Raw genomic sequence first — 20242 nt, 5'->3', positions numbered from 1 at the left:
TCATCTCCATCTGGGCGCGGACGGGCGGGCCGTCGTAACGGCCGTACCTCGCCGCTTCTGAGTCGCTCAGAGAGTCGAGATGCCCAGAGATGCCGCCGCGACAGCTCCCGGTATTACGGAGCGGCATGGGCTTCGGTGAGTCTGTCGACCGCGGCGTCGAGTGCCTCCGGCGGGAGGGTGAAGGGAAGTCGCAGGTAGTGGCCCAGCGCGCCGTCGGGGGAGAAGTAGAAGCCGGGCGTGAGAGAGAGGTTGAGGCTGGCCGCGCGGCTGGCCAGCCGGCTGGAGTCGATGTCGAGGAGTTCGAGCCACAGCGACAGGCCGCCCTGCGGGATCTGGAAGCGGCACCACGGCAGCGCGGACAAGCGGGAGACCAGGTGGTCGCGCTGTATCCGCAGTTGAGCACGTCGGCGATCGAGGATCGTCGCCTGGTGTTCCACAAGCTGGGCCGCGACGAGCCGGTCGAACGGTGAGGGCGCGAGAGCGGCCGCGAGGGGGAGCGCCGCCAGACGGTGGATGACGTCGGGATGAGCACGGATCCATCCCACGCGCAGGCCCGGCCATAGGACCTTGCTCAGGGATCCCACATGGACGACGTTGCGGTCGCCGGCCCGTGTGACGGTGCGAGGCGGCGCGATGGCGTGCCCGCGCAGGTCGAGATCCCGCATGGTCTCGTCGAAGACGACCACGGTGTCGTGGGCGCGCAGGCGGCGCCGGAGTTCGCCGCGCTCCTCCTCGCTCATCAGCAGGCCGGTGGGGTTGTGGAAGTCCGGGATCAGATAGGTGAGGGACGGCCGGGCGGCCTGGAGGGTGCGGTCGAGGGCGGGGATGTCCCAGCCGCTGGACCTGAGGGGTTGCGCGACGAGCCTGGCACCGGCGGCGCGGAAGATGGCGAGCGCGCCGGGATAGGTGGGGGAGTCCAGGACGACCCTGCTGCTCTGGCGCAGGTATGCCGCACTGAGCAGGCTGAGCGCGGCGTCGGCGCCGCTGGTCAGCAGGAGGTGCTCGCCGTGGGTCGCGAACCCTTGGGCGCAGTACGCGTCGGCGATGGCGGTGTGCAGCGTTGACGGTCCATGGCCGCCGGCAGTGTCGTGCAGCAGGGCGGCGGGCAGAGTATCGGCTGCCGCGTGTACTGCCTGCAGGAGCTCGTCGAACGGCGCCGCGGGCTCCGCTCTGGTCAGGTCGAGCGCGGCGCCGCTCCTGCCCGCCTGGCCCCGGTCACTGGCCCACGGCGAAAGGCGATCGTGCAGCCGGGGCGGCAGGCGGGTGGTGCTGCCGGAGCCGGTCCGCGTGATGATCAGCTGTTCGGCTCGCAGGAGGTGGTAGCACGCTGCCACGGTGCCCCTGGCAAGTCCGAGCTCGCCGGCGAGCAGGCGTTCGGCAGGAAGCCGCACCCCGAGCGGCAGCCGGCCGTCGTGGACGGCCTTCTCGATGGCGACGGCCAACTGCTTGGCGAGCGTGCCGTCACCGACGCGCCAGTCGCCGAGCAGCCGGGGGAACTGCGACGCGGGGACGCGCCGCACCATACGACTCACATGGGCCACTTTAACCAGATTGGACCATGACTGGACGGCCGGTCTTGCCTAGCGTCGAGCCGTGACCAGCCACCACCCCTCCGACCCTGGACCCACATGCCCCTGAGCTACCGACATGTCGATGTCTTCGCCGCCAAGGCGTTCACCGGCAACAGCCTTGCCGTCTTCCCCACGAACCCGGGCCTGTCCAGCGCGCAGATGCTCGCGATCACCCAGGAGCTCCGGCACTTCGAAACGATCTTCCTGAACGACTCGGGTGAGGAGGGAGAGGTCCAGGCCCGGGTGTTCGACCTCTTCGAGGAACTGGACTTCGCCGGGCACCCCGTCCTGGGCGCGGCCGCCGTCCTGCACGAGCGCGACGGGGAGCCCGGCGTGCGGCGCCGGCGCTTCCGCCTGCCCCGCAAGACCGTCGCGGTGACCACGCACCGTACGGCCACCGGCTACCACGCCGCACTGGACCAGGGGAAACCGGAATTCCTCGCCACCGTACCGGCGCAGAACAGGCTGGAGATCGCCACGGCTCTGTCCTTGCCGGAGTCGGCGCTCGCCGAGCTTCCCCTGGAAGTCGTCTCCACCGGACTGCGATACCTCATCGTCGCGGTGATGGGAGGTCTGGCCGGGGCAAAGATCGTCCGCGACGACTTCGCGGACCTGATCGCGCGTCACGGCGCGCAGTTCGCCTACCTGGTCGACGTCCAAGCTCTGGAAGGCCGCCACTGGAACAACGACGGCGTCCTGGAGGACGTCGCGACCGGCAGCGCGGCCGGCTGTGTCGGCGCCTACCTGGCCAGGCACCACATCGTGCCCGTCGAGGAGGAATTCCTGCTGCGGCAGGGGCGCTTCACCGGCCGGCCGAGCCTGCTCACCGTCCTGCCGCAGGGTCGCCCCGGCGACCTGCACAACGTCCGGGTCGGCGGCGACGTGACCCTGGTGGCCCGGGGAACCCTGGACACCCTGCCCGAGTGAGGACCCTCATGCCCGGTTTCCCCCTCTACACCGCTGACCAGATTCGCACTGCCGTGTGCCTCGCCGACCTGATCGAGCCGACGGCCGAGGCCCTCGCAGCGTTCAGCACCACCGAGGGAGCTCAGGCTCCGGTCGTGGTACTTCCCCTGGCCGAGGGCGGGGACTCCCACATCAAGGCGGCCTACCTGCCCGGGGGACGCCACTTCCTGGTCAAGATCTCCAACTGGTTCCCCGGCAACCGGCCTCGCGGCATGCCCGAAGGCGGCGGATTCGTCGCGCTCTTCGACGCGACGACCGGCGCCGTAACCGCCCTGCTTGAGGACGAACACCACCTCACCGACCTCCGCACGGCCGCGGCCGGAGCCGTCTGCGTCCGCGCCCTGGCCCGCCCGGACGCAGCCCGCGCCACCGTCCTGGGGACCGGCAGGCAGGCCGAGCTACAGGCTCACGCGCTCACTTTCGTACGCCCGATCCAGCACATCAGTGTGTGGGGCCGGGACCACGGCCGGGCGACCGCCCTCGCCACCCGCCTGGGCCGCGACCTACCGCACACCGAGGTCGTCGCCGCCGCGGACCCGGAGCAGGCCGTACGAGAATCCGACGTCGTCATCACCGCGACCGCCAGCTCCACCCCCGTCCTGTTCGGCTCCTGGCTGCGCCCCGGGCAGCACATCACCGCACTCGGCGCCGACGACCCCACCAAGCGGGAACTCGACGGCGCCGGCTTGCGGCGCGCCACCCAGGTCTTCGTCGACAGCCGGGAGCTCAGCCTCCGCTACGGGGACATCCACGCCGCCATCGCCCGTGGAGAGGTGACCAGCGACCGCATCGACGGCGAGGTAGGCGAGATCCTGTCCGGCCGGATTCGCGGACGCCGCACACCGGCGGACATCACGGTGGCCAAGCTCATCGGTATCGGCCCCCAGGACCTCGCCGCCGCCGAGACCGCCCTCGCCCTTCTGGAACACACCATCCGCTGATCACCACCGGCGCGCTCATGATGTTGATCATCGCGACTTGGCCCGGTTCAAACTCTTGATCGGACGATCAGATCCACTCCACGCTCCACTTCGGCTCACCCCGCCAGATATTTCGCTAGATCGCGGGGTCAGTTGCTGATCAGCGGCAGCAGACTCGGCCGCCATACGCCGTCGTGCTCGCGTCCTGTCGCCAGGCGCTCCGCGTCGACCTCGCCGTACGTGGTCGTTCGCTGGCGGGCGGGGCGGCCGACGGCGTGTGCGAGGGCTTCGAGGTCGGCGATCGTCTTGTAGCTGCCGTTCTCGGCGCCTGCCATGCGGCTGATGGTCTCCTCCATCAGCGTGCCGCCCAGATCGTTCACGCCACCGCGGAGCACGTCGAGCACCCCAGGCGGGCCCAGCTTCACCCAGCTCGTCTGAATGTTCGCGATCCGACCGTGCAGCAGCAGGCGGGCCAGCGCGTGCACGGCACGGTTTTCCAGGTGCGTGGGGCCTGGACGGGCGATGCCGGCCAGATACAGCGGTGCGTTCGTGTGGACGAACGGCAGGAGCACGAACTCGGTGAACCCGCCCGTCCGTGCCTGGATGTCGCGGATCAGCTTGATGTGGGCTATCCAGTGCGCCGGGTTGTCGACGTGGCCGTACATCATCGTCGACGTCGTCGGGATGCCCAGTTCATGGGCTGTGGTCACGACCTCGATCCAGGACGAAGCCGGCAGTTTCCCCTTGGTCAGGATCCAGCGGATGTCGTCGTCGAGGATCTCGGCCGCGGTGCCAGGCAGCGAGTCCACTCCGGCCTCCTTGGCGGCGCTCAGCCAGTCGCGGATGGACAGGTTGGTCCGCGACGCGCCGTTCACCACCTCCATCGGTGAGAAGGCATGGACGTGCAAGCCGGGCGCGCGCCGTTTCACTTCGGCGGCGATGTCGAAGTACGCGGTTGCGGGCAGGTCGGGATCGATGCCGCCTTGCATGCACACCTCGGTCGCGCCGACCGACCACGCCTGCTCCGCTCGTTGGCCGACCTGTTCCAGCGATAGCGTGTACGCGTCACTGTCGGTGCGGCGCTGCGCGAACGCGCAGAACCGGCAGCCGGTGTAGCAGACATTGGTGAAGTTGATGTTCCGGGTGACCACGTAGGTCACCTCGTCGCCGACCGCGTCGCGGCGGACATCGTCGGCCAGTGCGGCGAGCGCCGAGATTTCCGGGCCCTCGCCGGCGGACAGCAGCATCAGGCCGTCCTCATCGGACAGCCCGCCCGGGTCGGCCTCAGCGCGCAGCAGAGCCGCGGAGAACTCCCGGCGCAGCCCACCGGTCGGGCGGCTCGCCTCCCTCGTGGCAGGCATGGCGTCCACCTCGGTCCGCAGCGCCTCCCAGTCCCCATACACCGAGTCGAAGTCGTCGCGCCGGTCTGACGTGCGGCCCTCGGTGTCGATCCTCACATGCAGGTCGGTTCGTCCGGATGAGACCAGAGCAACCTCCGGCTCCTGCCACCGCCGCCCGATCGGCCGGCTGTCCCGCTTGGCCAGGCCCGTTGCCGGGTCGGCGAGAGCGGCCACATGCCCGGCGACGCGCGGATCCAGCCACGGCTGCCCGCGCAGCACGTACTCCGGGTAGATCGGCAGCCGTTCCTCCAGCGAGAACCCCGCAGCCTGGGTGTGCCGGGCCAACGTGTCCTCGCGCGGCCACGGACGCTCGGGGTTCACGTGGTCAGGGGTCAGCGGTGACACGCCGCCCCAGTCGTCGATCCCGGCTCGCAGCAGCAATTCGAACTCGCCAGCGATCAGATTCGGCGGGGCCTGGATGCGCATTTTCGGCCCCAGTATCAAGCGGGCCACCGCGACGGTCGCAGCCAGATCCTCAAGCGTGGCGTCGGCCATGCCCGCCATCGCGGTGTCCGGCTTGGCCCGGAAGTTTTGCACGATGACTTCCTGGATGCCGCCGTACTGCTGGGCCACCTTGCGGATCGTGAACAGCGAGTCGACCCGCTCGGCGAGACTTTCGCCGATACCGCTCAAAATCCCGGTGGTGAACGGCACCGAGTTGCGCCCGGCGTCCTGAAGCACCCGTAGCCGGACGGCAGGATCTTTGTCCGGCGAGCCGTAGTGCGGGCCGCCCGGCCGCGACCACAGCCGGGTCGCGGTGCTCTCCAGCATCATGCCCATCGACGCCGACACCGGCTTGAGACGCTGGAAGTCGGCCCAGGTCAGAACGCCCGGATTCAGGTGCGGGAGCACGCCGGTCTCCTCCAGCACCTTGATGGACATCGCCCGCACGTAGGAGAGCGTGTCCGGATAGCCGGCTTCGTCGAGCCACTCGCGTGCCGCGGTCCACCTGTCCTCCGGCCGGTCGCCGAGAGTGAACAGGACTTCCTTGACGCCCAGCTCGGCGCCACGCCGGACGATGGCGAGCACCTCGTCCTCAGTGAGGAACGCCGCAGGCACCCGCCCCGGGACGGTGGCGAACGTGCAGTAGTGGCAACGGTCCCGGCAGAGTCTGGACAGCGGGACGAACACGCTACGGGAGTAGGTGATCACCCCTGGCCGACCGGCCGCGTCGAGTCCCGCATCGCGTACCCGGGAGGCGGCGGCCAGCAATTCGTCCAACTGTGATCCGCGGGCGTGCAGCAAGATCTCGGCCTCAGTGGGGTCAAGGGCGAGTCCCTCCCCGGCCCGGCGCAACGCCCGGCGGACGGCTGACTCGGCGGGCACGAACCCGCGGCTCACCGGTGTCCCCGATGCCTGCGCACCGTCAGCGTCGGTGCGCACCGAAGTGAGGCGCTGACCGGGGTTAGGGAGGTGCGTACAGCGGCGGCCCTGCGGCGAGCGCTGCGGGTCGAAGGACAGACAATGTCCTGGGCGGTGTGGAAGCTCACGGCTATCTCCAAGCAAGAGTCGTGCAGGGTTCTTGGCAGGCGGGCCCATTCGTAGACCGCCTCGGCCAGAGGCATGGCAGGGCGGGCGCGGAGCCAGTGGTCGCCGAGGAGTCCGGATGAGATGATTGCCGGCGTCACGTCGTACTCGGTCGCACGGTCGCCCGGTGGGCGCACCGAGTCAGCTCGGTCATCCATCGTCGGGCGCGGTGAGCCCGCCCTCACCGATCCGCCGATGGTGAACCGGTGGTTGATCGCCAGGAATGCTCGAAGTAAGCCGCCAGTTCGTACAGCCCTTGCCCCTGGCGAGCTTTCACACCTTGCGGCTCGACCGAGCTCCGTCCACCCCCCAGGAGATGATCTTGCTGGGAGTGATCAGGATGATCTCACGCGAGAAATACGGTATCGGCGGCTCGTGGTCGGTCAGGGCCACAGCTGAGCCTCGGATCTCGATGCCGCGTACCACCCATGGATCCACTGAGGCCAGGTCGTCCACGACGAGTGAGACCGTGCTGCCCTGCTGAACGTTCCTGAACTTCTGGGATGCCCCCAGCGCGTGCCCGCCGATGGTGATCGTGCCGGAGGCGGCGTCCACGAAGAACCCCACCGGGTTGTTCTGGACGAGCCCGGCGGGAGAAACGGTGGCCAGGCGTCCAAGGCGCTGTCCAGCCAGGTAATCAAGTTCCGCTTGCGTGAAGGTCATACGGCAAAGCATGCAACCTTGACACTGACGTCAATCAAATTCGGCTACCGGTCTCGCGTGCCTGGGGGCAACCGGAATACGGGAGAAAGACACCGCGGCCATGCTCGTTCAGCTCATCGGCCACCGCCCGGCTTGCAGGGCGGTCGTGACCGAGTGCTCGTACTCGTCGGTCCATTCGATGTCGGGGTCGGCCTCCACGAGGCTGAGCACCACGGAGGCGATCGCCAGCGCGGGCTCCGACCATTCGGCGGGCTCGGGCGCCCCGAACGGATTGGCCTGGAATCGCACGGTGCTGATCTCCGGATTGGCGGGCTGCATCAGGATGAGCCCTCGCAGGGTGGCGATGGCCAGGCGGGCCGCCGTCTCGAAGGTGACGCCGGCCTGCGGCCGCAGGCCGATCAGGCGGGCCACCTGCGCGTAAGCCGTTGCAACCCCCGCGACCATGGAGCGCTCCGACTCCGCAAGGGATCGCTGAACTTCGCTCCGTAGTTCGCCGTCGGGCAGGCTGCGGAAGGTCGCCTGCAGCGCGAGATAAGTACGCCAGGCCGGCGACCGGTGGAAGATTTCGAACTCTCCGAGCGCGCTTCCCCGGAGCACCTCGGCGGCCAGCGCGCGGCGCAGGCCCGGCGTGCGGGCCCAGCCGATCGAGGCGAGAAGAGTGCGGGCCACGGACCGTATCGCGCCCGGATCCGCGCCGATGATGGCCGGACTGTCACCTTTGGCAAGCTCACGCAGCAGGTCGCCGAAGAACATGTCCTTGTTCGGCCAGCGGCGGTAGACGGCGCTGCGGGCGACCCCCGCGTCGCGGATGACCTCCTCGAAGCTGATGTGTTCCAGGCTCACTGTCAAGCCGGCTTCATCGACCTTGGCGATCGCGGCGTCGAGCATGCGTCGCGCGGTCTCTTCGTCGGACAGTCGCCTGCGGCGTCGCGCGAGGCCAATCCCCGGTGTTTCAGCTGTCACGCATCCATTCTATGGTACTTGAGATATTAGGTCCCAAAGTAGAGACGGTGAGCCTGTGAAGGTGCTGACGACCGACATTCCGGCGCGCGAACGCGCCGGAATTCGCCTGGTGCGGTTCTTCGTCCTCGTCACCGCGTTGTCGGTGCCCTTCTACATCCTCGGCGCGGTGTCGTCCACCGTCCGCGTGGGTGCGCTCCACCTGCCCGCGAGCGCGGCCATGTTCGTGCTGCCGGGGCTCGCCGCGGTGATCCTGGTCTTTCGCGAGGGCGGGTCGGCTGCGGTCAGGGCCCTGCTGGCCCGCGTGGTAGACCGGCCCGCGGGGCAGGCCCGCTGGTATGCCGTCGCGGCGCTCCTTCCCGTTGCCGTCGGCCTTCTGGCGTGGGCCCTGCTGTGGCTCGGCGGCCGAGCCGACCCGGTGCTTCCGGCGCCGTTGGCTCTGCTGCCCCTGCTGCTCACCGCGATGGTGGTAGCGGCCGCATGCGAGGAACTGGGCTGGGCCGCTCATGCCGGCGATCCGATACGACGCCGGTTCGGCACGCTCGGGACCGGACTGCTCCTCGGGCTGTTCTGGGCTGTCTGGCATCTGGTCCCGCTCCTGCAGGCCGGTCACGGGGCGGCCTGGATCGGCGGATGGTTCCTGGGCACGGTCGCGAGCCGAATGATCATCGTCGGCCTCTGCGCTGCCACCGGCGGCGTGTCGGCGGCGATCTTCATGCACGCCATGATCAACATCACCGCCGCCTACCTTCCCGGCTACGACATGCCCTTCGCTCCTCTCGTGACAGCTCTGCTCACCGCCGTGGCTGCCGCGGGCATCCTGCGGCTCGTCTCGTGCCGCTCCTCCTGCGCAATCGGTTGACGAGCAGTCATGGCACACGCCGTCGAGGGGCGTGTGCCAACGGCTCTGGCCCACTTTCGGTGGTTACGGAACGTGGTTGGCCGAGCAGGATGCGGTGGCGAAGAAGAGCGAACCCGGCGCGGCCGTACATCTGCCGTTTGAGGAGCTTGGTCTTGGTGGAACGGCAGGCTGAGCGCGGCATTCACTGTGGCGCGGTCATTGCCAGGCGCGGGTGAAGGCGTGCAGGTGCGGCAGGTCGACGGCGATCTGGCCGGCACCGGCGCGAAAGCGCCGTAGGTAGCGTTGCACCTGCTGCTCGGCGCCGGAGTATCCGAGCGTGGTGATCTCGCGCGGCCCTGCACAGAGCGCAGTACCGGTCGGCCTCTGAGCAGCAACCAATCGGTCAGTGGCGGTAGCGGATCGACATCGGCGGACCTGCCGCCATCCAGCGGCCCGCTGCGGGCGAGCAGCAGTATGGCGGCGGATTGAGTAACCGTGGACGGACTGGCCCTACTGTGCGGCGCATGCCGGTGGTGGAGTTCCTGATCGATTACGAAGCGCCCGAGTCCGGCCGATACGGGGAAGTGCCGTCGAGCGCGAACCTGGAGCGGGTGTTCTTCCTCGATGACGAGGACCGGGAGCTGGTCGAGCGTCGTCGTGGCGAGCGCATGAAGCTCGGTTTCAGCTCACCGGTCGCCGGCCACGGCGATCTTCTTGGAGGGCAAGGCGGTCGACGACTGTCTGGGGATGCTCGATCTGCTGGTCACCACCGAGCACACGCAGCCACATGCAGACGGCGACGATTCATCTGGATGGGCTGGGACGAACACGGTGACGGCTCGCCGGCGTCGAAGCGGGGTACTGGCCGACGGCTGGGAATGGGGTTCCGGAACCCGCTTGGGGTCGGGGCGGACAAGTGACGAGGGCTCGTGGCGGACCCGATAGCTCGGAGGACCTGCAACTCTGGCTAACGGAGGACTCGGTAGCGAAGATGAGCCTCGCTGGCGAAGGCTGAGGTGTCGAGGCGCTCAAGCTCGATGTGCCGCCCCAGGCCTGCGAACAGCGAGATGCCGTCGCCGAGCAGGACCGGCGCAACGTCCAGGTGGAGCTCGTCGACGAGACCGAGCCGCAGGCACTGTCGCGAGATTGTTCCTCCGAGCAGACTGACCCAGCCGTCCCCGGCCGCTTGCGTGGCCAGCCTGACGGCCTCGCTGATGTCGTCGACGACGAAGTTGTACGTGGTGCCGTCGCGCTCGATCGGCTCATGGGCGCTGTGGGTCATCAGGTAGACCGGGACCTTCAGCATGCCGCCATACGGGATCTCGCCGTCCTCGATGGTCTGGGTCTTGTTCGCGCCGCCGACCACCGCGCCGATCCGGCTCATCACTTTCTCGACGACGGCGTAATCCTCGGGAGCGGAGGGTCGGCCGAACATCCAGTCGACCCCGCCGTCCTCCTTTGCCATGAACCCGTCGAGAGTGATGGTCGCGTGGACGATCACGGTAGCCATGAGCCGCTCCTATCTCCAAGAGGTGAGTCGATCGACTCGCCTCTATCAACCTAATCGTGTTCGTAATGGTGAGTCAAGGAACTCGCCTCGATGAGATACTGAACGGATGACACGTGGACGCTCCTCGTACCACCGTGCGGTGGCCGCGACCAATCGCGAGGCGATCCTGGGCGCCGCCGCGCAGCTCTTCCTGGAGTTCGGGTACGACCGCACGCCACTGGCACGTGTCGCCGAGCGCGCGGGGGTGTCCAAGGCGACGCTCTTCAAGCAGTTCCCGACCAAGGCCGAGCTCTTCGAGGCAACGGTGCTCGCGGCAGGCGGATCGCCGGCTCCGGAACCGGTCGAGATCCCGACCGGCGACCTCTACGCGGGCTTGGTGGTGCTGGGTCGCGCGTATTCGGAACTGTTGACTCGTCCTCGCATGGTCGCCCTGATGCGAACCGTGATCGCCGAATCGCACCACTTCCCCGAACTGCGCGAGCGGACCTTCGACTTCGGCACGCTGCCTGTGCTGCAGGCGCTGGGGCGCTATCTGCGGGAGGCGCACTTCGCAGGAAGCGCCGACATCGAGGATCCGGATCTGGCATCCGCACAGTTCCTCGGCATGATCGCGTCCGCGATCTTCTGGCCGCGCCTCATGCACGGTACGTGGTCGATCACCGAGGAAGAGCAGTCGCGGGCGGTCGACGAAGCAGCCCGGACGATCGCCGCGCGCTTCGCAACTCCCTGACCTGATCATCCGCGTTCGGAGCAGTGCCCAACCTTAGGCGTACAGCCCCCTCTCGCCCGTGCAGATGGGCTCTTTGGTCGTTGACTCATCTGCCGGAGACTTCCTCCTTCGTCGATCTACGACACCTCGGCGGCTGCCACTCGACTCACTTCTGAAGCACGCCCTAACGGGACTTTTCATTCGGATTCTGGTCATGCCCCGACTCCGATGCTGCTGGTGTCGTGATGCCAGAAAGATCCTCGGATTCGCTCTGATCCGGTGCGCGACGGGATTGCTGCTCGCGCAGGAGTGCCTGTGCGACGGCGGCGGCCGTGACGGCCTCTTCGCGCTGCTGCTGGGCGCTCTTCAGTGCGCTGGCGAGGTCGGCGCGTTCGCCTCGCAGTCGTTCGGCCTCGCCGAGGGCTGCGGCTCTGGCTTGGTCTGCGAGGGTGCGGGCCTGCTCGGCCACGGCGGCGGCGGTGACGGCTTGCTCGCGTCGCTGTTGTTCGGCGGTGAGCGCTTGGCGCAGCCGGTCGATCTCCTCGGCGTGCGCTGTGGCGGTGCCGCGGGCCTGGTCGCGTTCCTGCTCGGTTTTCCGGGTCCGGGCTTGCTGCTCCTGCAGTTGGCGCCGGAGGTCGGTGAGCTCGTGCTGCCCGTCCTCGGCCTGGCGTTGCAGTTCGGTGATGCGGGCGGTCGCGGTGGCGTGCAGTTCGGTGAGTTCGGTGGTTCGCCGACGGGCGGCGTCACGGTCGTGCTCTGCCCGACGCTGCCGGTCGGCGGCATCGGCGGCGAGCTGCTCGGCCTGAGCGCGTGCGTTCTGGTGCTCGCCGACCTGGCGCCAGGCGTCCTGCTCGCGTTCCTCGGCGCGGTCGCGGGCACTCTCGGCCTGGGCGCGTTCCTGCTCGGCGGCGGCGATCCGGGCGGCGGCGGTGTTGGCCGTCGTGGTGACGCGTTGCTCGGCGGCCGCGGCGGCGGCGCGGGCCTCCTCGGCGGCCTGCTCGGCGGCCTCGACCTGGGCCAGCGCACCACCGCTCAGCTCGGCGAGCTGGGCGCGCAGCGCTTCCTGGGCGGCCTGCCATTGCTCGCCCGCGGCCAGCAGCGGGTCGAGGAGGTCCTGGGTGCGCAACAGCGCGTTGGCCACAGGGGCGGCGTGCACGGCGGTACGCGCCCGGTAGGCGGCCGCCCGGCAGGCGTCGCTGCAGTACTTGGCGCGGCTGCTGCGTCCCGGCAGCGCCTTGGCGCAGCCCGGGCCGGCGCATCGCAGCTCCTCGCTGGTCCTGTCCGTCCCGCTCCCGGCCCGTTCGCCATTTTCGGCCGGTACGTCCGCCGTCACAATTTCCTGATCGTTCGCCACAAGCAGCAGAGTAGCGTTCGTCACGTTCGAACGCAGTAGTTTCGTGCGTTCGCGATCGATCAAGTGGATTGATCTGACTCGTGATAATCTCCCTTATCGCGAGCCAGAAACGCAGTGCCGGACAGTGTCGGATGGGCCACGAACAGGCGGGGAGACGGGCGTGCACGACGAGCTGGAGACGCTGCCGGCCCCGGCTGCGGGGGAGCGACCACCGATCTACCCGCTTCCAGGAAATACAGCGCACGGTGACGGACATACTCCTGCGGACTACGCGCTCAGCGCGCGCACCCAGGAGCGGATCGCCGATGGCGTGCCGGCCAACACCCGGCGCGCTTACGCCCGGCAATGGGCCGCCTTCACCGCCTGGTGCGCCGAGCACGGCCGCGTAGCGCTGCCCGCCACCGCGCACACCCTGGCCGAATACACCTCCCGGCTGTGCGAGGCCGGTCAGGCCCCGGCCAGTATCGAGCAGGCCATCGCCGCGGTTCGGACCATGCACCGGCTGGCCGGGCACACCGGACGGCCCGAAACCGAATCCGCCCGGCTGGCGCTGCGCGCCTACAAGCGCCGGCGCGCCGAGGACGGCGGCCGAGGCCAGCGCGAGGCCCCGCCCATCACCATCGACGCGCTGCGCGCCATGGTGTCCGCCTGCGACCTCGACACGCCGATCGGGCGACGCGACCGGCTGCTGCTCGTGCTCGGCCTGGCCCTGATGGGCCGGCGCAGCGAGCTCGTCGCCCTGCAGCGGGAGGACGTGCGCGAGGTGCCCGACGGCCTCGAAGTCACCATCCGCACCTCCAAGACCGACAAGGAGTCCACCGGCGAGACCATCGCCATCCCCCGCGGCAGCCACCCGCTCACCGACCCCGTCGCCGCCTGGCGCGACTGGCTCCACGTCCTCCACCAGGCCGGACACACCACAGGCCGGCTGCTGCGCCGCATCAACCGGCACGGCACCATCGGCCCCTCCCTCGGCGCCGACGCCGTCAACACCATCGTCCGCGACCTCGCCGTCCGCGCCGGCGTGCCCGGCGCGGACACCATCACCGCGCACAGCCTGCGCGCCGGCGGCGCCACCGTCGCCTACGCCGCCGGCGTCCCGGTCGCCGTCATCGCCAAGCACGGTCGCTGGGCCCCCGCCTCACCGGTGGTGCTGCGGTACATCAGAGCCGTGGACCGCTGGCGGGACAACGCGATGCGCAATGTAGGGCTCTGACCGGCCACTACCCGCCGAGCAGCAGGCAGTCAGCTGAACCGGGCCCGCGCCGCACTGCCTGGCCGAACGCGGCCACGCCCAGGGCGGTCGCGCCGATTCCGGCCAGGCTTTTGGGGGCGGTCGGTTCTTGTGTCACGGGGTTGTCCGGCTCCCCGTCTTCACATGCGATGGCTGGGCGGACGCCCAGGGCACGGAAGTAGTCGCTCACGGGTGCGAAGTCGACGCTGTCGCCGCGGTACCCGACGTACTTGTCCGGGCGGATCAGGTACAGACTGGGGCGGCGCACGCCGTAGCGGTTGTGCGCCTGGCTGCGCAGGTCGGCGAAGACTCCGTCCATGGGGTCGTGTGGCAGGTGGCCGCGGGTGATCACATGGACCTCGCCGTGCCCGGCCATTGCCTCGTGTGCGGAGGCCTGCCAGGCGGCCAGGGTGGCGGAGTCCGTCGTGTCCGCCGCGAACAGGACGAGGTGGTGGCCCGGCGTCCGGAGGATGTGACGGAGCGCCACCGGCCTCTCACGGTTCTCAACGTAGACGTCCCGTACCAGTTCGCCGGCTTCCGGTCCGGTACAGGCGACGTCGCTCCACGCCCTGGCTTGTGACTCGTGCCAGCGTTCGAAGACGAGGTCACTTAGAGAATGAACGTTCATCTTTCTTGAGGGCGAGCGACCGGAGCAGGCCGTAGGCGGCCGTCATGGTCTCGGCGGTGAACGCCGTCAGCACAGTTGATCCAAGTAGTGGCCGACGCCAGGCGCGGGCCACCCCTCATGCACAGGCCTGGTCTGGGGTTGGGGTTCGGTATTGGATGCCCTGGCCGCTCGTCTCGGTCGGTCATTCCTCCACGGCTATGCCGCTGTAGCGCCGCGCGACCTCGTGGAAGGCCTCCTTGGGTCTGCACGCACCGTCGACAGTCACCGCCACGACCCCGAACCCGGCCTTGTCGAGGTCGAGATGAGGATCGTCGTGATGCGGGAAGTCGGGCATGGCGAAGGTGAACACGAAGCAGCCGTGAACGCCCTCCGCGTCGTACTGGCTGATGAGTTCACCGACGTAGCGGGCCTGGACGACCTCGTCGCGGGGGTGGTCGCCGCGGATGCGCGGGGGTGCGGCGAACCAGTTGACGATCCAGAAGGAACCGGCTCCCCGCTGGTCGGCTCCGGTGAAGGCGCCGCATCCGAACTCCGTGATGACGACGGGCTTGTCGTGGTCGCGAACCAGACTGCGCAGGCGGTCTGCGTAGGTGGTGTGGTTGCGGCCGGACCGGTAGAGACTGACGCCGACCAGGTCGAACAGCGACCAGTCGACGTGTTCCCACCCGGCCGCGGAGTAGGTGACCGGCCCGCCGAAGCGGCGCCGCGCGGTGGTCACGGCGGCGGTGAGCAGCCTGTGGAGCCGCCTGTCGATCCTGCGCCGCAGCACGCGGTGGAAACGCACAATGAGCTTCAAGCGCAGGAACGAGCGAGGTCCGGGGACGATGCCGGGCACGGTGTGCGAGAACTCGCTGCCGACCAGGAGCGTCACCTGGCCCGGGTGTTCCCGGCGAAGTTCTTCGGCCGCCTCGGCGACGGCGTCCAGGTGCTCCAGCAGTTTCGGCTGAGGCAGCTCGGGAACGCTGGGCCGGATGTAGACGCCGAGACCGGTCTCCAGGGCGGTACGGGCGGCATCGATCAACCGCCTTCCGTCCCCAATGAGCATCACCGTGGTGCAGTGCAGGTTCCGCGCGATGACCTCCAGGTCCCGCCGCACGTCATCGGTGCTTGCCTCGCCGACCAGGTAGGAGATGCCGCGGACGGTCAGCATGCGCTCGGCTCCTGTCGACGCAGACGGTAGGCAGCCATGAGGAGAAGGGCGGCGACACCGCCGAGCATCGCGGCGTTGACCACGTACTTCATTGTGTCATCGACGTTGCCGAGCGGTTCGACCAGGAAGGACAGCCCCGCGCGGACCACGAGGGCACTGCCCGCGGCGGCCACCACGTGTCGGCGGCCCCAGCCCTGGCGGCGCGACCAGCGCAGCAGGAGCCAGCCGAGTACGGCCATGACGACGACGTTCACCGTCACCCCTGCCCAGGTCGCCGGCAGCAGCTGATTGGCGCACCATACGGCCCCAATGACACCGCCGACCAGCCACCACGGCGGCGCCGATCAGCTGCGTCGGGCTGGCGGTGGAGTCCGCTGCCGTGTCGTTGAAGATCAGCACGGCGCTCAGCGCCCACAGCAGCACCATGATGCCGACGCCGACAGGGCTCAGCCACCGCCGGTCCGCGATGCGCGGGGCACAGGATTCGACCACCGCGATCGGAGCGGTGAAACTCCAGATCACATGCCCCCCGACATAGTTCAGCAAGCTCGCCGCATCGACTCCCAGGCCCGGGATGAGGGTGACCAGCGCCTGGGTCGCCCAGCCTGGGGCATCGGCGCCGACCTCATTGTCGAACAGGGTCTGATCGATCAAGCCGGCCTGGATCACCCCGAAGGCCGCGCTCAACAGCAGGATCGTCGGCCAGCCGCGACCGGTGCGTCGAGTGATCTCACGGACGAGCACCGCGACGGTTCCGTAGAGCGGTGCGAGGATGAGCAGGCCCGCCAGCAGCTCCAGTGGCCGATCAATGCTGTCGCCGTAGCCGATGAGGTACTCCGCGCCGATCGGGGACAGTACCAGCAGGCCGGCCACGACCGCCCAGCGGTGCCGAAACCGCGGCAGTGCGGCAGGGGTGGAGAGTGCGGGCATGAGGATCCTTAGCGCCTGGTGGTCCAGAGGTCCGGATCGTCACCGGTCCGCTCACGCTAGAAAAGCCGTCGGTGCTCGGGCATCCGTCTTTGGTTCAGGAGCGCATCACTTCCGTCTAGGCCTGTACCAACGTGGGTAGAGGCGGCGCCGGCACGTTGGAAGGCCGGCAGATGTCGCGCAGTGGTGGCGGAACCCAAGGAATGGATGACGTCGAATTCCGCGCCCACCGCGGCGAGGATGAGCAGGTCGGCAGCGCACTCGGAACAGCCGTACTCGGGACTGTGTTCTTCAGCGGGTTGAGCGCCGGGCCTACCGCAGCCGCCGACACGTTGTGGATCGTCGCCGCGATGATCTCGCTGACCTTCCTGGCCGGTTTCCTGCTGCCCAGAAAGGCCGGCAGCGTCCACCCAGCTCGGCGTCCGCCGCGCGGGTAGTGCCTGTCGTTAACGAAGCTGTCACCAGGTACACGGGATCGCATTTCCCTTGGTCACTGAGCCGTTGCGAAGAGACTTCCCAGGATCTTCGGAGTTTGCGGGACGTGTCGGACCGTGTGCGGTATGTATTGGTCCGGATCTCGGGGGATCGGTCTGGTGGCTGGCCTTGGATGCCGGCACTACGACACATACCCGGGATGTCACAACTGTGCGTGCTGGATCGTCCTTGTGGCATGTATGTCGCCATTACGCTGCTGACGGCTGCGGTCGTCGGCATGGCCGCCGTCGCCAATCTCGCCCGGCACCCCTACGGGCGGGCGCAGGCCGAAAGGCAAGGTGTTCCGGTCTCCTGGCAGGTCCCGCTCGGGTTCGTGCTCGGGGCGGGGGCCGTCGGGCTGCTGGTGGGGCTGGCCGTGCCAGTACTCGGGACGGTGGCCGCCGCCTGCCTCGTCGCCTATTTCGTGGTTGCGTTCGTCCCTGAGGTGCGGGCGCGCCCCCTGCGGATCGGCCCGTGGGCCGTGTACTTCGTGCTGGCCGTGGCCTCGCTCGTCACGAGCCTGACCGCGCGGTGAACCAACCCCCGACCAATTTGGCCTCGACGATTGCTGACGGTGGCCGGGACGGGCTGGGGCGATCACCGTCGTGGGCCTCCTTCGTCCGGCCACGGCATCGCTCTTGAGCGGCAGGTCTCGCACGTGACGAACGTGCCTGAGAACTCGGCCGGGTGATCCGCACCATCTTCATCTGCGACTATCTCGTCGAGAAGGAACTGCGCCGCGAGATCCACGAGGGCCTGAACGTGGTGGAGAACTGGAACATCTTCTACGGCAAGGCCGGCGTCCTGACCGGCGACGACCGTGAGCATGTCGAGGTCTCCGCGCTGGCCCTGCACCTGGTCCAAGCCGCGATCGTCTACCTGCACACCAGAATGGTGCAGATCGTCCTGGCCGAGCCGAAGTGGCGAAAGAAGCTCACCGACGCCGACCGGCGCGCCCTGGCGGCTCTGTTCTGGTCCCATCTGAACCTGTAGGGCAGGTTCGAGCTGGACATGAGCAAACAGCTCGACCTCGGGCCGGGGCCGAGCGCCGGGTGACCGGCGGCCTGTTGGAGTTCACGCTCAGCGGGTAGTGCGGCCCAGCTCGACCCGTAGCGGCAGGGGTAGACGCTGCGCCAGCTCGGTCATCCGGTGCTGCAGCATCCGGCCCAAGCCGGGCCGGGCTGCGCCGGAGCCCCAGGCCAGGAGCTGGCGCCGGCACCCGGCCGACCTTGGCCGCTACTTCCGCCTCGGCGAGGAGACCTCCGACCGCAGTCATGCCTGGAGAGCCGTCGTCTTGCTGGAAATTCCCGTGGTGAGGTCTGCGCCCCTACCGCAGATCGGTCGGCGGGTCAGACAGCCGGTGCCATCCGGGTGTGTCCGTGCGCCTCCTCGGCGAGGTCGTGCCAGTCGGCCCAAGTGTTGAGCCGGTCGGCGTACACCTGCGGAACGATCTGGTTGCCCTGGGCGCCGAAGAACACCCGCAGTGGCGGGTTGCCGCAGTCGGCCACCTTGAGCAGCGCCCGGCCTGCCGCGGCCGGGTCACCGACATCTAGCGTCTTGGCGAAGTCGGCGAAACTCTCGCGCAGACCGTCATACAGCGGGTTGGCGTCGGCGTGGACGCCGCCGGCGGCTCCTTCGGTCGCGTAGGAGCCGGGCTCGACCAAGGTCACCTTGATGCCGAAGTCGGCGACCTCCTGGGCGAGGGTTTCACTCAGGCCTTCCAGCGCCCACTTGGAGGCGACATAGCCGCCGCCGAGTGGGAACACGGTGAGGCCGCCGACCGACGAGATTTGGATGATGTGCCCGCTGGCCTGGTCCCGCAGGTAGGGCAGCGCGGCTTGGACGACCCACAGCGGGCCGAAGAGGTTGGTCTCGAGCTGGTCACGCAGCTGCTGCTCGGTCAGCTCCTCCACCGCGCCGGACAGTCCGTAGCCGGCGTTGTTCACGATGACGTCCAGGCGGCCGAAGTGCTCACTGGCGCGCTTCACGCTCTCGAAGACCGCGGCTCTTCTGGTCACGTCCAGCTCAAGCGGAAGCATCGCATCGCCGTACGCCGCGGCCAAGTCATCAAGGTGCGCGGTGTTGCGGGCGGTAGCGGCAACCTTGTCGCCGCCTTGCTCATGTGTCTTCCGTTCTTTCGGTGGTGAGTGTCAGTGGCGTCTAGCGGATCTGCCCGCCGAGCCAGTCCTGGAAGGTGAGCAAGCCCGGAAAGTCCTTGCGCAGCTGGGCGAGGTCGGCCTGGTAGCCGCTCTCGGCAAACCACTCGAACAGCCTTTCCTCGATCGGCAGGGGGACGAGGCGCGTTGGCACTGCGGTGACCTTCTCGTAGATTCCGGCCACCTCGGCGAAGGTCAGCTCGTCGCCGGCGATCTCGAGTTCCACGCCCAGGTAGTCGTCGCGGTGGTCGATGACGTGCGCGGCGATCCGGCCGATGTCGTCGGTGGCGATCAGCTGTATCGGCCGGTCGGGGAGCACCGGGAGCTCCATCAGCCGTTCCCCTTCGACACCGGCGTAGTGCAGCAGGTTGTCCATGAAGAACACCGGCCGCAGGATCGTCGCGGGCAACCCCAGAGCGCGGATGTACGCCTCGATCGCCGCCTTGCTCTCGAAGTGCTCGATCCCGGTGTGCCGCTCGGCTCCGCCGACCGAGCTGTAGACCAGGTGCCCGACCTCGGCGTCCAGTGCGGCGGCGGCGACGCGCATGCCCTGCCGTACCTCGGCCTTGAGGGTTTCCGGCTCATACGCCAGTGCCTGCATGCTGAACACGGCGTCCACGCCTCGCATGGCCCGCTCCAGGGATGCGGGATCCTCCAGGTCGCCGACCACGAGCTCGGCACCGGTCAGCCGGCCGGCGGCAGGGCTCTTCGGATCGCGGACCAGGGCACGGACGTGCCAGCCGCGGCTCAACAGGTGACGTGCGGTGGCGCCGCCCTGCTGACCGGTTGCGCCGATGACCAGGGCCACGCTCATGACGTCACCACCGGGGTGGTCTGGGCCAGCGCGATCCGCCAGGTGCCGTCGTCTTTGACCAGCACGAAAGTCAGCGCTCCGGTGCGGCCGTCATTGACGTGCTTGATCAGGTTGGCCAGCGCCACGTCCGGTCGCAGGAACGTGACGTCGACCAGCTCGTTCTTGGTCAGCACGTCCTTCAGCGGGGTGCGCAGCGCCTTGGCCATGACCTGCCTGACCTGGTCGCGGCCGCGCAGCCGGATCCCGGTGAAATTGACCAGGGTCACCTCCTCGGTCAGCAGCCCGGTGAATCCGGCCACGTCGCTCTGCAGACCTTCGGCGTCGCGGACGACCTGCTCGATCGCCTCGATATCGGGATTCATGTCGCATCTCCTCAGAGTACGGAGCGATTCGCTCCGCCTTGAGACTATGCCGGAGCGAATCACTCCGCAACTGGTA

20 protein-coding genes and 2 pseudogenes are annotated in these 20242 nt (G+C 68.7%); 9 read left to right on the top strand and 13 right to left on the bottom strand.

Annotated features, from left to right (window positions below; translation table 11 throughout):
* Window positions 1-113: 113 nt before the first annotated feature.
* The gene (gene yczR, locus ADY59_RS13250) at window positions 114-1523 is read right to left on the bottom strand and encodes an aminotransferase-like domain-containing protein (RefSeq protein ID WP_049562010.1); all 1410 of its coding nucleotides are present in this window, start codon (window positions 1521-1523) and stop codon (window positions 114-116) included.
* A gap of 105 nt (window positions 1524-1628) precedes the next feature.
* Between yczR and ADY59_RS13245 the strand changes: the two genes are divergently transcribed.
* Window positions 1629-2498, top strand: coding sequence for a PhzF family phenazine biosynthesis protein (locus ADY59_RS13245; protein ID WP_049562008.1), 870 nt, complete (start codon window positions 1629-1631; stop codon window positions 2496-2498).
* Entirely contained in the window at window positions 2495-3478 is a 984-nt protein-coding gene (locus tag ADY59_RS13240) for an ornithine cyclodeaminase family protein (RefSeq protein WP_156325460.1), read from the top strand. Before ADY59_RS13245 ends, ADY59_RS13240 begins: the two co-directional genes overlap by 4 nt.
* Before the next feature lie 128 nt (window positions 3479-3606).
* Here ADY59_RS13240 and ADY59_RS13235 read toward each other — a convergent pair whose 3' ends face one another.
* The 3 genes from ADY59_RS13235 to ADY59_RS13225 form a co-directional block, all read right to left on the bottom strand.
* Window positions 3607-6183, bottom strand: coding sequence for a bifunctional FO biosynthesis protein CofGH (locus tag ADY59_RS13235; RefSeq protein ID WP_231618700.1), 2577 nt, complete (start codon window positions 6181-6183; stop codon window positions 3607-3609).
* A 474-nt stretch (window positions 6184-6657) separates the two neighbouring features.
* Complete coding sequence (locus ADY59_RS13230) at window positions 6658-7047, bottom strand: PPOX class F420-dependent oxidoreductase (protein ID WP_049562003.1); 390 nt, start codon at window positions 7045-7047, stop codon at window positions 6658-6660.
* Between the two features lie 108 nt (window positions 7048-7155).
* Entirely contained in the window at window positions 7156-8010 is an 855-nt protein-coding gene (locus ADY59_RS13225) for a TetR/AcrR family transcriptional regulator (protein ID WP_231618696.1), read from the bottom strand.
* Window positions 8011-8065: 55 nt separating this feature from the next.
* Between ADY59_RS13225 and ADY59_RS13220 the strand changes: the two genes are divergently transcribed.
* On the top strand, window positions 8066-8869 hold the full coding sequence (locus ADY59_RS13220) for a CPBP family glutamic-type intramembrane protease (RefSeq protein WP_049562000.1): 804 nt from the start codon (window positions 8066-8068) through the stop codon (window positions 8867-8869).
* 79 nt (window positions 8870-8948) lie between these two features.
* On the opposite strand, the pseudogene ADY59_RS53995 reads toward ADY59_RS13220, so the two are convergent.
* Window positions 8949-9112, bottom strand: a pseudogene (locus ADY59_RS53995) (ISL3 family transposase); the annotation flags it as partial.
* 260 nt (window positions 9113-9372) lie between these two features.
* On the opposite strand from ADY59_RS53995, the gene ADY59_RS49885 reads away from it, so the two are divergent.
* The gene (locus ADY59_RS49885) at window positions 9373-9768 is read left to right on the top strand and encodes a hypothetical protein (RefSeq protein ID WP_156325459.1); all 396 of its coding nucleotides are present in this window, start codon (window positions 9373-9375) and stop codon (window positions 9766-9768) included.
* A 47-nt stretch (window positions 9769-9815) separates the two neighbouring features.
* Here ADY59_RS49885 and ADY59_RS13215 read toward each other — a convergent pair whose 3' ends face one another.
* Window positions 9816-10358, bottom strand: coding sequence for a dihydrofolate reductase family protein (locus tag ADY59_RS13215; RefSeq protein WP_049561999.1), 543 nt, complete (start codon window positions 10356-10358; stop codon window positions 9816-9818).
* Between the two features lie 139 nt (window positions 10359-10497).
* Here ADY59_RS13215 and ADY59_RS13210 point away from each other — a divergent pair, with 139 nt between their 5' ends.
* Entirely contained in the window at window positions 10498-11088 is a 591-nt protein-coding gene (locus ADY59_RS13210) for a TetR/AcrR family transcriptional regulator (protein ID WP_231618695.1), read from the top strand.
* Between the two features lie 163 nt (window positions 11089-11251).
* Here ADY59_RS13210 and ADY59_RS13205 read toward each other — a convergent pair whose 3' ends face one another.
* Window positions 11252-12484 (bottom strand): hypothetical protein, encoded by a 1233-nt coding sequence (locus ADY59_RS13205; protein WP_156325458.1) that lies wholly within the window; start codon window positions 12482-12484, stop codon window positions 11252-11254.
* Between the two features lie 97 nt (window positions 12485-12581).
* Between ADY59_RS13205 and ADY59_RS48675 the strand changes: the two genes are divergently transcribed.
* Window positions 12582-13637, top strand: coding sequence for a tyrosine-type recombinase/integrase (locus tag ADY59_RS48675; RefSeq protein WP_197093605.1), 1056 nt, complete (start codon window positions 12582-12584; stop codon window positions 13635-13637).
* Between the two features lie 7 nt (window positions 13638-13644).
* Here the strand turns inward: ADY59_RS48675 and ADY59_RS13195 are convergent, their stop codons facing one another.
* From ADY59_RS13195 to ADY59_RS13185, 3 genes are all read right to left on the bottom strand, one after another.
* The gene (locus ADY59_RS13195; RefSeq protein WP_049561996.1) at window positions 13645-14142 is read right to left on the bottom strand and encodes a hypothetical protein; all 498 of its coding nucleotides are present in this window, start codon (window positions 14140-14142) and stop codon (window positions 13645-13647) included.
* 322 nt (window positions 14143-14464) lie between these two features.
* On the bottom strand, window positions 14465-15433 hold the full coding sequence (locus ADY59_RS13190) for a hypothetical protein (protein WP_049561995.1): 969 nt from the start codon (window positions 15431-15433) through the stop codon (window positions 14465-14467).
* A 96-nt stretch (window positions 15434-15529) separates the two neighbouring features.
* Entirely contained in the window at window positions 15530-16363 is an 834-nt protein-coding gene (locus tag ADY59_RS13185; RefSeq protein ID WP_049561993.1) for a hypothetical protein, read from the bottom strand.
* Between the two features lie 200 nt (window positions 16364-16563).
* On the opposite strand from ADY59_RS13185, the gene ADY59_RS13180 reads away from it, so the two are divergent.
* From ADY59_RS13180 to ADY59_RS13170, 3 genes are all read left to right on the top strand, one after another.
* Entirely contained in the window at window positions 16564-16797 is a 234-nt protein-coding gene (locus tag ADY59_RS13180; RefSeq protein ID WP_049561991.1) for a hypothetical protein, read from the top strand.
* A 233-nt stretch (window positions 16798-17030) separates the two neighbouring features.
* Window positions 17031-17369 (top strand): DoxX family protein, encoded by a 339-nt coding sequence (locus tag ADY59_RS13175; RefSeq protein ID WP_049561989.1) that lies wholly within the window; start codon window positions 17031-17033, stop codon window positions 17367-17369.
* Between the two features lie 152 nt (window positions 17370-17521).
* Entirely contained in the window at window positions 17522-17827 is a 306-nt protein-coding gene (locus ADY59_RS13170; RefSeq protein ID WP_063780653.1) for a Tn3 family transposase, read from the top strand.
* Window positions 17828-18183: 356 nt separating this feature from the next.
* Here ADY59_RS13170 and ADY59_RS13165 read toward each other — a convergent pair.
* From ADY59_RS13165 to ADY59_RS51320, 3 genes and pseudogenes are all read right to left on the bottom strand, one after another.
* A pseudogene (locus ADY59_RS13165) lies at window positions 18184-18939 on the bottom strand (SDR family NAD(P)-dependent oxidoreductase); the annotation flags it as partial.
* Between the two features lie 55 nt (window positions 18940-18994).
* Window positions 18995-19804, bottom strand: a complete 810-nt coding sequence (locus ADY59_RS13160) for an NmrA/HSCARG family protein (RefSeq protein WP_049561988.1) — start codon at window positions 19802-19804, stop codon at window positions 18995-18997.
* Window positions 19801-20166, bottom strand: a complete 366-nt coding sequence (locus ADY59_RS51320; protein ID WP_049561986.1) for an SgcJ/EcaC family oxidoreductase — start codon at window positions 20164-20166, stop codon at window positions 19801-19803. Before ADY59_RS51320 ends, ADY59_RS13160 begins: the two co-directional genes overlap by 4 nt.
* Window positions 20167-20242 lie beyond the last annotated feature (76 nt).

The organism is Nonomuraea sp. SBT364, from assembly GCF_001083785.1.
Lineage (GTDB): Bacteria > Actinomycetota > Actinomycetes > Streptosporangiales > Streptosporangiaceae > Nonomuraea.
The sequence above is the reverse complement of the archived record's forward strand: the minus strand, read 5'-3'. Positions and strand labels throughout refer to the sequence as shown.